This is a genomic window from Butyrivibrio sp. TB (assembly GCF_900110805.1).
Lineage (GTDB): Bacteria > Bacillota > Clostridia > Lachnospirales > Lachnospiraceae > Butyrivibrio > Butyrivibrio fibrisolvens_C.
In genome coordinates this window covers 43221-57363 of sequence record NZ_FOER01000028.1, presented here as the reverse complement: position 1 = coordinate 57363, position 14143 = coordinate 43221, and the positions used below count along the sequence as shown (strand labels likewise).

Here is a 14143-nt window from a genome sequence, read left to right as displayed (position 1 = left end):
AGGGTCAGGTCATGTATATCAACGTCAGTGACTTCAGGAATCGCGAAAGATTTCTTGCGTAGACGTTTGACAGCAGTAGAAAACGAAGAATTAGGAATTCCATTTGCTTGACAAAACTGAGAATCGGATAGCCCGCTCTTTCTGCAGTCCATAATGAGTCTGTACCATTCCTCATCTGTTCTGCGAGGTTGTGGTTTCTTTGGATTCGACATAACAGCTCCTTCCAAGTCGTAGTGAAATGTTCATCATTCGACTTTAAACATAGTAAAATGTACGTTATTCGAATCCATTATGAACCTAATTAATTGCGGTAGCGATCCACCTAATTTTTTCGCGCTTACGAATTATCCTTGTTTTCATATGGGGATTTTGCAGAGTTAAGAACTTTTGCAACAGATTTTTCAAAACAAGTTAGTACATATATAGAAAAATACGAAGTTTTTGGTGATGGCCAAACATATGTATATTATGTTATAAACGAGAATTGTTATACAGACGATCTTTATTATATTTATGACATTCCATTTTCTTCGCCAATTGATGCCTACAAAGATGAGGATGAATTTTTAATAGAAGATGCAGCATCGTGGCAGGAATTTAGTTAATATATAATTAAAAAGGATTTCATTTACGAAATTCTTCTTTGTCCCCTTACGATTTTGTGTTGTATTATAAACTATGGTACTGAATTAAGGAAATAGATATTGAGGACGATTTATGGACGTTTTTGACAGATACGCACCATTTGTTCAGGACTTTATCTATAGGAATAACTGGGAATCGCTCCGCGCAATTCAGGTAGCTGCGGGCGATGCCATTTTTAATACGCAGGATAATCTTCTTCTGTGCGCTTCTACTGCTTCGGGTAAGACGGAGGCAGCTTTTTTCCCAATACTGACTTTATTTAATGAAGATCCGCCAGCATCTGTTGGGGCGCTTTATATAGGACCCTTGAAGGCTCTGATCAATGACCAGTTTTCAAGGCTTAATGATCTGTGCGCAGAAGCTGATATTCCTGTATGGCACTGGCACGGTGATGTCAATCAGTCACACAAGAATAAACTGTTAAAAAAGCCTTCGGGTATCCTTCAGATAACTCCTGAATCTCTTGAAGCTCTTCTGCTTCATAAACACGGAGATATCGCAAGGCTTTTTGGCGACCTTAGATTTATTGTTGTTGATGAAGTCCACTCTCTTATGAGGGGGGACCGCGGAGGTCAGACTCTGTGCCTTATGGAGAGGCTGTCCCGCATGGCTGGGGTTAATCCAAGGCGTATTGGTCTATCTGCAACTATAGGAGACCTTGAAGAAACCGGAAGATTCTTATCTTCTGGAACAGGTAGAGGCTGCATAATTCCTAAGATTGAGGATAAGGGCCAGGTATGGCGCCTTTCTATGGAGCATTTCTATATTCAGGGGCCTCAGGCTGGGGAAGCTGCGACGAAGTCAAAGAGAGCTCAGCAGATGGAAGCTGAGGGCGAGATTATTGATGCAGATGTGGTAAGCGCAGTAAAGCCGCAAGAAGCTCTACCTGAAATCAAAACTCTTCCATATATTTCACCGGCTACGGATGAAGCGCCCAAGGCTGCTGATCCCGGTATGGGTTATATCTTTGAACACACAAGAGGTAAGAAGTGCCTCGTCTTCTGTAATTCAAGAGAAGAGGCTGAGGCTGTTACCACAACCTTAAGGCAGTACTGCGAAGCCAAACACGAGCCTGAAAGGTTCCTGATCCACCATGGTAATCTGTCTGTATCTTACAGGCAGACCGCGGAAGAAGCCATGAAGGATGAAGAATCCTATCTTACAACTGTTACTACTTCTACTCTTGAACTTGGAATTGATATTGGAAGACTTGAGCGTGCATTCCAGATGGATGCTCCTTTTACTGTATCATCTTTTCTCCAGAGAATGGGACGAACAGGAAGGCGTGATGATCCGCCGGAGATGTGGTTTGTAATGCGTGAGGACGAGCCTGAGGCTAGGGCCATGCTCCCTGAGACTATTCCTTGGAAGCTGCTTCAGGGTATCGCTCTGGTTCAGGTCTATATAGAGGAAAGGTGGGTCGAGCCTCCTGTCCTTGACAGGCTCCCATACTCACTACTCTACCACCAGACCATGTCTACATTGGCTTCCGGAGGTGAGATGACTCCGGGAGAACTGGCAGGAAGAGTCTTGTCACTGTCTTATTTTCACAGGGTATCTACAGATGATTACAGGGTGCTATTGCGACACCTAATCGAGATAGATCATATCCAGCAGACAGAAAGAGGGGGACTTATCGTAGGCCTAAAGGGCGAGCGGATCACGAACTCTTACAAGTTCTATGCGGTCTTCCAGGAGAATGTCGAGTATACAGTAAGGTGCGAATCCCAGGAACTTGGCACACTCTGCGCCCCGCCTCCTATTGGGCAAAAGATCGCTATCGCAGGTCGTACCTGGGTTGTAGAAGATATAGATCATAAGCGCCACACCGTTTATTGCCAGATGGTTAAGGGTCAGGTTCCGGCATATTTTGGCGAATGCCCCGGTGATATCAACACGCATATATTAGAGCGTATGAAAAAGGTACTACTTGAAGATAAGGTCTATCCATATCTTATGCAAAATGCAAAGGCGAGGCTTTCACTTGGAAGGAAAAGTGCCAGAGCTGCAGGTATAACAGATAATCCGCTGATATCACTTGGTGGTAACATGTGGGCTCTATTCCCATGGCTTGGAAGCTATTCATTCCTTGCGCTGGAAAGGTTCCTTAAAATCAAGTGTGCTCCGTATCTAGCACTTAAGGGCCTTGATTCTTCGCGCCCGTATTTTATTCAGTTTACTATGAAGGCTGACAGGAATACTTTCTTTGAAGTTGTCTGCGATATGGCTGATGAACCGCTTGATGCCATGGAGCTTCTATATCCCAAAGAAGTTCCCGTGTTTGAAAAATATGACGATATCCTTCCGGAAGAACTTGTACGAAAAGGCTTTGCATATGCAGTTTTAAATAAAGATGAGATGCTAGAGAGGGTCAGATCCTGGAGAATATTTATCCAGGAGAAAGTAGGAAGTAAGACAAATAATAAGATTACAGATAACACTCCCGGACATTAATCATCCGATAATAATTCTTTTACAGAAGGATCGATGTTCACATCATTGTCAGGCACCCTTTTGTTTGAAGTGGGGTGCCTGATTAATAATTATCTTATTTTACTACGATATTAAGGATCTTGCCCTTAACATAGATTACCTTTACAACGTTCTTGCCATCGATGAACTTGTTAACAGAATCGATCGCCTTAGCCTTTTCAAGTGCACTCTCCTGAGTGTCATCATCTGTAAGCCCTACAACGCCTCTGACCTTACCATTAACCTGAACACCGATCTCGATAACGTCTTCTTTGCAAAGAGCTTCTTCATAAGTAGGCCATGCTTCGTAAGCGATTGTTTCGTTATGTCCAAGGAGGCTCCAGAGCTCTTCACCTGCATGAGGACATACGCATGAGAACATCTTTACAAATCCTTCGGCATATTCCTTAGGACATGTTCCCTTGGTTGCTTCGTTCATGAAGATCATCATCTGAGCGATAGCTGTATTAAATCCAAGTGTCTCAAAGTCGTGTGTGATCTTACGAACAGACTGGTGATAAAGTCTTGTAAGTCTGTCTGCATCGTTTTCAGAGATGTTATCAGGATTGGAGAAATAGTTCCAAACCTTGTTAACAAATCTTCTTGCACCTTCTACACCCTGATCAGACCAAGGCTTGGAAGCTTCAAGTGCACCCATGAACATCTCGTAAAGACGAAGTGTATCAGCGCCATACTTCTCAACGATATCACTTGGGTTAACTACGAATTCTGGGAATCTCTTACCCATCTTGATACCGTTAGATCCAAGGATCATACCCTGGTGAACAAGCTTTTTGAAAGGCTCGCTAACTGGAGAAAGACCTTTCTTGTAAAGGTACTTGTTCCAGATTCTTGAATACATAAGGTGTCCTACAGCATGCTCAGGTCCGCCTACATAAAGGTCTACAGGCATCCAGTGCTTAAGAAGTTCCTGGTTTGCAAACTCGTCTTTGTTATCAGGATCGATATATCTGAAATAGTACCAGGAAGATCCTGCAGAACCTGGCATTGTTGAGGTCTCTCTTGTTCCTTTTATGCCGTTATGATCATAATTCTTCCAGTCTGTCGCATTATCAAGAGGTGCTTTACCATTTTTGCCCTTATAATCTTCTAGTTCAGGAAGCTCAAGAGGAAGTTCATCATCATCAAGTACGTGGATTGAGCCGTCCTCAAGATATACGATAGGCATTGGCTCACCCCAGTAGCGCTGACGAGCGAAGATCCATTCACGGAATCTGTAATTAACAGTTCTTCTTGCAACGCCCATCTTCACAAGCTTATCTGTGATAGCTTCCTTGGCTTCTTCTACTGTAAGGCCGTTGAACTCTTCTGAATTCATGAGCTTGCAGCCCTTGCCAAGATAGTCGCCCTTTTCGAAAGCGTGCTCTGATACGTCACCGCCGTCGATAACCTGGATTCTTGGTATGTTATGAACCTCAGAATACTCAAAGTCTCTCTGGTCGTGGCTTGGTACTGCCATTACAGCACCTGTTCCGTATCCGCCAAGTACGAAATCGCCGATGAATACAGGGACTTCTTTGCCATTAACAGGGTTTATTGCATGGATTCCCTTAAGCTCACAGCCTGACTTAGTCTTGTTGAGCTCAGTTCTGTCCATCTCTGTCTTCTTAAGTGTCTCGGCTATATAAGCTTCAACTTCTTCTTTGTTCTCAATTCTAGGCATGAGCTCCTTGACTGTCTCTCCGTCGGGAGCAAGTACCATGAACGTAATACCGTAGATTGTCTCGATACATGTAGTATAGATGGAGAATTCTCCGCCTCCTACGATCTTGAAATCAACCTCAACACCTTCAGATCTGCCGATCCAGTTCTTCTGGATCTCCTTGGTAGACTGTGGCCAGTCAATCTCATCAAGACCAGAAAGGAGCTCTTCTGCAAATGCCTGCTGGTCGATAACCCACTGCTTCATGTTCTTACGAACTACAGGATATCCGCCACGCTCTGACTTACCATCAATAACTTCGTCGTTAGAAAGAACTGTTCCGAGCTCTTCGCACCAGTTAACAGGCATGTCTACATACTTGGCATATCCGTCAAGATAGAGCTGCTTGAAGATCCACTGTGTCCAGTGATAGAAAGAAGGATCAGATGTCTTAACCATCTTGGACCAGTCATAGTCGAATCCCAGCTCTTTGAGCTGACCGGTGAAGGTCTCGATATTTTTCTCAGTAAATCCGTTTGGATGATTGCCTGTTGATACAGCGTACTGCTCAGCCGGAAGTCCGAAGGAATCGTATCCCATTGGGTGAAGGACGTTGTAGCCCTGCATTCTCTTCATACGTGATACGATATCTGTTGCTGTATATCCTTCAGGATGTCCTGCGTGAAGACCTACGCCTGACGGATACGGGAACATATCGAGTACGTAGTATTTGGGCTTAGAGAAGTCCCATACATCTGTTTTGAAAGTTTCATGCTCTTCCCAATATTTCTGCCACTTGGGTTCTATGGCTTTCGGATTGTATTCCATTGCGATCTCCATTCCGGCACCGGTGCTCTTTTTTAATAAATATAAAAGCGCCCTGCTCTATACTAATCTAATAAAAAGCCTCGGAAGATGGTGTATGTTCCAAGGCATCAAAAACTGTCGTAATTGTAGCAAATTAAAGCTTTACTGTCAAAAATAAATGAACCCTTGGGACGTAGGTAAGGGACCTTTTTTGATCTCTTAATTACGCCCCAAGGGATCTTTTTGCAAAATGGTCCCGTACCTACGTTCCAGGGATCATTGTTCGAAGCTGTATACGTTATCAGCAACGGCCATTGTTGAATCTCTGTGAGATACGATTATCACTGTCTTATCCTTGGATGCTTCCTTGAGAGACTTGAGGATTATGCCTTCATTAAGGCTATCGAGGTTACTGGTGGGCTCATCAAGGAGAATAATGTCAGCATCTGCAAGGAAGGCTCTGGCTATACCTATCCTCTGTCGCTCTCCGCCTGATAAGGTGTCTCCAAGTTCTCCTACCTGGGTTTCATACTTATCAGGGAGGCTCATGATAAAGTCATGAAGTGAGGCTTTTTGGGCAGCATCCTGTATTTCTTCCAAAGTGGCATTGATCCTGCCAATACCTATATTGGCAGCGATTGTATCGTGGAAGATATAGGTATCTTGTGTTACATAAGATTCGAGATGTCTAAGGCTCTTTGTCTGTACATCTTTAATGTCTTTAGATCTTTCCTTATCTTCAGCTTTTGGCATTAGCGAATTGATTCGCTGCAATAATGTCATGCGGTTTTGCTTTTCAACTTTTTCAGCTTCAAGAGCTGCCTTTTTTCTGGCTTCTTCTTTTTGCTTTGCAAGAGCTTTGGATTTTTCAAGGAAGGCATTTTCATGCTCTTTCTTGACCCTTATCTGCTCTTCCTTGGCAGCCTGCATAGCTTTTAGCATCTCAATCGCAGTCATTGGCTTTGGAGGCTTTGGCTCTGCGGGTGATTCATTATCTGCAGGATTTCCTTCAGTTATAGCGCCTTTGTTTGTGCTGCTTTTCTGCGATTTATCAGCTGTGTCTGATCCTTTTAAGCCGGTATTATCTGCATTTGGCAATCTATCTTTGGAATCAGTGCCTGAACCTTTATTAACATCCTTCTGATCTTCATTTCCGGCAGTAGGATCAGTTTCACTTGCTATGATCCTTACGCTTCCAGCTGAGACATCCCAGAACCTCATTAGGAGTTTTAGAAGTGTTGACTTGCCGCAGCCGGAAGGGCCGTGGATTCCCAATATCTGGCCTCTTGGGAAGCCTATGCTTAAGTCTTTTAATACAGGCTCTTTGCCATAGGTAAAAGATATATTATTGGTATATATACTCTCAACCTTGGGATATAGGTATTTGCCATCCGTATTTTCCAAAACAACAGGAGTTTCTTTTAACAGATCAAGGACTCTTGCAGCACTTGCCATAGTCTGCACCAGGTTGTTGGACAGATTGGAAAGAGCGATCACAGGTCCAAAGGAACTCATGATGGCTACTACTGCTATTATTATATGTCCCGGATTTTCAAAGGTTGCAGATCCTGCATATATAACAGCAAGGAGCATGATCCAGGAAGATATCTGGATAGTTATATCTGTTACTGCGGTTTGGTCACCCTGATATTCGGACAGTTTCTTGGATATAGTTGTAAGTTTTGTGGATTTATCTATAATTGCCTTTTGTCTTATTTCGCCGCTTCCATATTGGATCGTCTCATCAAGACCTCTAAGGCTTTCAAGGACGTAGGAATTAAGCTCTCCAAAGTTCTCTCTATATTCCCTGCCTTCATCACTTCCACGTTTTCCGTTTATAACAGGGATCACGACTCCAACAACTATATATGCTATAAGAGCGATGACTCCGGCTATGGGATATATGCTCCATTCGAAGATCACCATTATGATCGTCATGATAAGAGCGATAAATACTGGCGATATAGTATGTGCATAGAACACTTCCAAAAGCTCTATGTCAGATGTGAGTATAGCAATTATATTGCCCTTGTCTCGTCCTTCGAGCTTTGCCGGTGACAGTCTTCTAAGAGCAGAGAAGACTTTGTGCCTTATAAGCGCAAGGAGCTTGAATGCAATAAAGTGGTTACAGTACTGTTCTGCATAGTGGAGTAATCCTCTAAGAACTGCCATTATTACAAGTGATATAGCAGCTGCTCTGGAAAAAGATATGGCGGTAATATTGCCGGATACGCTATCTGCTGCAGCACTTCCTCCTGCAAGGATCATAGCTGCTCGCACCGTCAGGAATACAGCGCATAAAAATCCCAAAACTCCAAGAGTTATCGCAAGGATCATTATAGGCATAAGCGGTTTTACCAAAGAGGCAAGGTCTTTTATCGTGCGCAGATTCTTTTTATTTCTATCATTCTTGCTTTCGGAGATAGGAACCTGTGCAGCTGCGGCATTGCCGGATATCGCTGCAGCCTTGTGAACCGTCATCTTGCCTGTCTTACACTTGCCGCCGTTGTAATTTTCAAGTTTCTGCTGAGCATTAAAAAGCAGTGCATAGCTTCCGAAGTGGTTCATAAGATCCTTATGAGTTCCCTCTTCTTGTATGCATCCATCTTTGAGCATATATATCTTGTCAGCATCTACTACATTTGCAAGCCTGTGAGTTATAAGGATAACTGTATGATCCTTGGCTATATCCTTAATAGCCGTCATGATCATCTCTTCTGACTCGGCATCTATATTGGAAGTTGCTTCATCGAAGATATAGATGTCGGTATCATGCAGAAGGGCTCTTGCTATTGCAAGTCTTTGCTTCTGGCCGCCTGAGAGATTTGATGCGTTTTCAAGGATCTCCATGTCCAGAATATTCTCAGCAGCATTACTATTTAGTGTTAAGAGATTTACTTTCTTAAGCGCTTCTAGCATCAGCTCGTCGGTTATTGTATTGGCTGATTCATTATGAGCAGATTTTTTTTCTGAAGATTCATTACTTGCACATTCTTTATCTTTAGATCTGTTGCACCCTGCGATTGCCAGATTGTCTCTGATAGTACCTTTGAACAGGATTGCTCCGGATGAAACAAGCGTTATATTCTTAAAAAGCTCATTTTCTTTTATTAAAGATATCTCTTTGTCGCCTATCTTGATGGAGCCCTGATAATTCTTTTGCCTGCCCATAAGAAGAGATGCAATGGTGCTCTTGCCGCTTCCTGATACGCCGACTATAGCTGTAAAGCTTCCTTTGGGGATCTTCATGTTTACAGCTTTAAGAACAGCTCCTTTTTCCTTCTGTCTATTAATAAGACCTATATCATCAGGATTATCAGAGGGTGACAGCGCTGTATCTGTGACAGGAACTTTTCCAAAAATTGCAGCTTCTTTATTACCAGTTTCTTTATTACTTGTTTCTTTATTACTATCATCTTTATTACCAATATCTCTATCACTGATATCTTTATCATTAGTATTTTTATCATAGGAAAAAAATACCTTGTCAAAAGTTATGCAATCAGCATCCTCTGGAAAATCCTCTTCCCCTCCCGCCGGCTCTTCAAGATCCAGAAGGTTAAATATCTTGTCACTTGCAGCCATTCCGTTCATAGCTATGTGGAAATATGAACCAAGCCTCCTCATAGGAAGGAAGAATTCTGCTGCAAGTAAGATTATAGTAAGCGCTCCTGAAAGCGTGATACTGTTTTTGGAATATTCTGATAGTGATACGATGATACCTGCTGCTGCGCCGCCATATGCCATGATGTCCATGACGCTTGTGGAGTTGAGCTGCATAGTCAGAACCTTCATTGTGACATTCCTGAAGTGTTCTGATTCGGAATCCATCTTATTGGCTGCATATTGATCGCTCTGGTAGATCTTAAGAGTAGTAAGACCCTGAATGTTATCAAGGAAGCTGTCTCCAAGGCTTGCATACATGCTCCAGTATCTGTTAAGAAGCCTTTTTGCGATCTTCTGGACTACAACTATTGAGATTGGGATAAGAGGAACGAATACAAGGAGTATGACAGCTGCCCGTATACTGATAAAACAAGTAACAATAAAAAGAATGACAGGCGCTATCAGTGCATAGAAAAGCTGCGACAGATACAGTCCAAAATATGTCTCTAACTGATCCACACCCTCTGTCATAAGCTGTGTTACTTCGGCTGATGAAACCTTCTCCTTATAAGAATAACCAAGACTTAGAAGTTTATCATATATCTTCTGTCTCAGAATCTTCTTAACATCTGCACTTGCGTTAAAAGAGCTTTCTGTTTCTTTTTTGTCAAAAATAAATCTTAGAACTATACAAATAATCGCAGGAACTATATATTTAATAAATGAACCTGCACTAACGGATGCTTCTCTTCCGCTAATCAAAGTCATGCCTACAGTCACGACTTTAGAGATTATACTCGATATACAGATAACGATCACTATCTGACTTATAAGACCAAGCACCTTCCATATGATCTGTTCTTTGATATATTTAAGCGCATCTTCCAGAAGTTCCAGCAGTCTTTTCTTGATCATCCCCAACGCTCCCTATATTGATTTTATATTATCAGATTTAGGTTATATCTTATATTTTAACGATATTCCATACCATTATCAATTCGAACATTCTTACTTACTATATCTATTTCATATTTTGTATTGTATATGGTAAAAGAAGTATTCACATCAATTGCTGGATTCAGTTAAATTGTTGTTAATGGTATATAAACCCGCAAAAAGCGTCCATGCCTTCAGACACAGACGCTTTTTGCACACTATACTGTTAACACTGCTACTCAGAGCAGTAAGACTTTGACTAACTTATAATAATTATTATTCGCTACACTTGACTGGAGTTGTAATAATCTATATTCTGTCTGCATCATCTAAGGCTTTGAGAATACAACGCCTATCACGTATGTTTTATAATCTCTTGATCGCATCCATTGCAAGGCTGGATCTTTCGCATTCTTCTGCGGACAGGGTCAGCTGCCAGCAGTAAGGGCTGTCTTTCATACACTTGGCTGCATAGGATAGGCCGTTAGTTCTTTTATCAAGGAAGGGCTTATCAATCTGGTTGGGATCACCAAGAAGTATTATCTTGGTATCCTTACCTGCTCTTGTGATGATACCCTTAGCCTGATTAGGGGTCATATTCTGAGCTTCATCTATGATGAGATAGGTCTTGGCAATGGAGCGGCCTCTGATGAAGTTAAGGGCTTCTGTCTGGATGATGCCTCTATCGAAGATTTCAGCTATCTTGTCAGAAAGTTGTTCTTCGTCTTCGTACCTTTCTGCTTCATCGGAGTCAAGGATCTGTTCAAGGTTATCGATTATAGGCCTCATGAGAGGTGCTATCTTCTCCTGCTCGTCTCCCGGAAGGAAGCCTATATCATCATCAAACTGTGCGTTTGGACGACATACTATGATCCTTCTGTATTCGCCGGTTACATTGTTGAATACCTTCTCAAGGCCTACTGCAAGTGAATAGAAGGTCTTGGCGGTGCCGGCCATACCTTTTATTATTACAAGAGGTGCTTCCTGAGCACTTGCCATAAGGGCTTCCTGCATGAAGTACTGTCCTACGTTTCTTGGGGTTACTCCGTAAGGCTTACACTTTTTGTACTTTAAAGGTACGACTTTGCCATTATGTATTCGTCCAAGAAGTGACTTCCTGTCTGACTGATCCGGCTTTAGTATTACAAATTCATTTTCATGGAAAATAAGTTCGACTCTTTCTCCCTGCTCGTCTGTATCATACAGGCATTCTACAGGTATCCCGTCTTTTTTGAAATTGTCGATCTCTTCTTCAGGTACAAATACTTCATTTCGTCCTGTGTAGAGTTCGTCTTCATCTGTTATCTGCTCTGTTGTGAAGTCTTCTGCCTTGATACCTATGATATGGGCTTTGATCCTAAGCAGAAGATCTTTGGTCACCAGTACTATCTGCTGGCCTTCCTGGTTTTCATCTATAAGGCCCTTACACACCTGGAGGATTCTGTTATCTGCTTTGTCATCAGGAAGGTCTTCCGGAAGCTCTACATTTATGCAGTTCTTTTCAACCCTGACACTTCCTCCTCCTTTTAGTTCAACTCCTTTTAATAGATCCCCGTTCATCCTTAAGTTTTCAAGATAACGTACTGCAGCCCTTGCATTAGCTCCTTTCTCACCATCTGCATTCTTGAGTCTGTCAAGCTCTTCGAGTACTACCAGTGGAAGTACAAGGTTATTGTCCTCGAAGCATTCAAGCGCGTACGGAGCCTGAATCAGAACATTAGTGTCGATTACATATGTCTTCTTCATACGTGCAGATTCCTCCAATCTCCCTATTTAAGAAGAAAATCTATGTCGCGCCCCCTGAAATGCGCAAAGGACATGACACAGGAGAACCCTGTTTCATGTCCTTTTTGGAAATTGCATTCTATTTGATAGACTTGCAAATATTTTCTTCTTCACCATATTTTCATTATATACAATACATTATTCCGATACAAGCTGTTATTTGTACCAAAAAATAATTGTTATACAAGATATAGTGGTTTTGAAAGCTTTATTTTACAGTATCTATAGGTTTGTACATTATTACATTCCAATTTACACCACAAGTTACATATATTCCAAAATTCACCAGTTCTTTAATATGTTCTTATGTACGTAAGTGTTGAAGCGCTTGTTTCGTACTGGTTTCCAACCTGACAATAATAATAACTATCAGCTATCCTGGTTGTTTTTTTGGTATCTGCTCCGTAGTAGTATAAGGCTTCATCTTTGCAGTAGACAGCACCTTTTCCGGTTATGGATATGTCTTCTACCATTGTATCCAGTCGCTTTAAGGATTTATCTTCATCATCTCTAACATACAGATCGTATATACTGGAGTTTCCATCACTTTCCAGCAGATCTACGACAAAATAGTATAAATTATCATCTATATAAGGTGTTGCTTTGAAATACAGGCTTTCATCCTTTGGGACATCGCGCAGTATCAGGCGGTCCCCTTCTTGTGATGAAAGATACATATTTCTGGTCTTCTGACCTGAAACATAGAATAGATACCTTCTTGCATAGATACCGGATATGGAAGCATTGTAAGCTAGAAGTTCATAGTCTGTGATTTCTTTACCGTATTCTATATCACACATATAGACGCAGCTTATACCGTTATCATCAAGGGCCTGGATCATTAGCTTGCCTCTTTGCAGAGCTTCCTGTATCTCTATAACTTTTCCAAAAGGAGATTTGTATATTTCTGAGGATCCGGTGTTATAATACTGAGTCTTGTCTTCTTCCTCATCATCAGGTTCATAGTAGTCAAAAAAAGTTACATATTCGGAATAAATATCTACATTTTCTGTCTCTCCGATGTCTGTTACAACACCGTTATCATAGGAGTACAGATGAAAGGTATAATCGTCAGTATGTTCACCTTTGGTTGCATAAGCGATATGTGTTATGTCATCTGTGATCGTTGTTGATACCAGATCAGTGACATCTTCTGCAAGCTTTTCTGTCTTGATGCCTTCAGGTGTTATATCGCACATATACATATCTGCGCCTTCAGTCAGATAATTTTCGCCTTTTAGATATACCAATTTGTCATCTTTTCCTGTAGGGATCATAGCAACATCATCATCTATAAGTCGGAGTTTTTTGGTAGCAGTATCGTAATGGTATATCTCGTAGGTTGCACCCATATATAAACCTGTTGATAATGTTACATTTTTAAGATTCCCTCGCTGTACTGTGATAAGATGAGAGCTTTCTGTGTTATAGAAGGTGTTGATGACGAGAATATCTTTACCATCCATAAGATATTCGTTACCATTATCTGAATAGATGTATATTTCATCACTTAAGGTGTCGTACAAAATAGAGTTGTCATCACCTGATGTTGTAAAGTATCCTTTTACTTCTTTGGATATAAGTGTAGATCTTTTTTTATTTTCATCAGGATCATTAGTTATATCTTTGGTGGCTATAGAGTACAAAGATCCGCAGATTGTAGTCTTCTTCTGTTCAAGGTCTGTTATGTAATATATCCTTGTAGTATCCGGGTTAAAAATAGACAGATAATAGAATTCGCAGTCTATAACCAGCGCTTCATCCACTGTTGCCAGTTTAAGAGAAGGAGCATTATCCGTTACATCTGTATCTACATAGATAACACCTTTCTCGCAATAGGTTATACCATTTATATATTCAGGTATTGATTCATCTACTGTTTTATCCTTGGATATATAGTATCTGTAACCTATGATCCCTGCTACTAATGCTATTACTAATATCACTGATATAGCAAAGACTACTTTTGTTTTTTTATTACCGGATTCTGTATTACCGGTATCATTGATACCGGAATCTTTGATCTTGGTGACGTTAACCGGCGCCTCTTTTTCATCTACTGCTTCTGATCTACCATAGCTAAAAGGTACATTTTCAAATGTATTGGAATAAGTTGTGTTGTCTTCCTTATGTCTTATGAGTACCGGCTGACCACAGTAAGGGCAGAATTTAATGTTATCCGGTATATCTTTCTGGCAGTTAGTACATTGCATTTTAAACTTAACCTCA

General features: G+C 41.3%; 7 protein-coding genes and 1 pseudogene. 2 read left to right on the top strand and 6 right to left on the bottom strand.

Annotated elements, in window-relative coordinates; translation table 11 throughout:
* Positions 1 to 212, bottom strand: a 212-nt coding sequence (tnpA, locus tag BMX21_RS19565; RefSeq protein ID WP_242952944.1) for an IS66 family insertion sequence element accessory protein TnpA, incomplete at its 3' end; no start/stop codon positions are given.
* 138 nt (positions 213 to 350) lie between these two features.
* Here tnpA and BMX21_RS19135 point away from each other — a divergent pair.
* Complete coding sequence (locus BMX21_RS19135) at positions 351 to 605, top strand: hypothetical protein (protein ID WP_143057274.1); 255 nt, start codon at positions 351 to 353, stop codon at positions 603 to 605.
* Between the two features lie 112 nt (positions 606 to 717).
* Positions 718 to 3099, top strand: a complete 2382-nt coding sequence (locus BMX21_RS16290; RefSeq protein WP_092045956.1) for a DEAD/DEAH box helicase — start codon at positions 718 to 720, stop codon at positions 3097 to 3099.
* A 94-nt stretch (positions 3100 to 3193) separates the two neighbouring features.
* Here BMX21_RS16290 and leuS read toward each other — a convergent pair whose 3' ends face one another.
* The 5 genes and pseudogenes from leuS to BMX21_RS16270 all read right to left on the bottom strand — a co-directional run bounded on the left by leuS (position 3194) and on the right by BMX21_RS16270 (position 14127).
* Positions 3194 to 5608 (bottom strand): leucine--tRNA ligase, encoded by a 2415-nt coding sequence (gene leuS / locus BMX21_RS16285; RefSeq protein WP_092045954.1) that lies wholly within the window; start codon positions 5606 to 5608, stop codon positions 3194 to 3196.
* 255 nt (positions 5609 to 5863) lie between these two features.
* Positions 5864 to 6517 (bottom strand): ATP-binding cassette domain-containing protein, encoded by a 654-nt coding sequence (locus BMX21_RS20090; protein WP_278305258.1) that lies wholly within the window; start codon positions 6515 to 6517, stop codon positions 5864 to 5866.
* 219 nt (positions 6518 to 6736) lie between these two features.
* Positions 6737 to 10108 (bottom strand): annotated as a pseudogene (locus tag BMX21_RS16280) (ABC transporter transmembrane domain-containing protein); the annotation flags it as partial.
* Between the two features lie 387 nt (positions 10109 to 10495).
* On the bottom strand, positions 10496 to 11875 hold the full coding sequence (locus tag BMX21_RS16275) for a PhoH family protein (RefSeq protein WP_022753314.1): 1380 nt from the start codon (positions 11873 to 11875) through the stop codon (positions 10496 to 10498).
* 332 nt (positions 11876 to 12207) lie between these two features.
* Positions 12208 to 14127, bottom strand: coding sequence for a zinc-ribbon domain-containing protein (locus BMX21_RS16270; protein ID WP_092045950.1), 1920 nt, complete (start codon positions 14125 to 14127; stop codon positions 12208 to 12210).
* Positions 14128 to 14143: the final 16 nt, after the last annotated feature.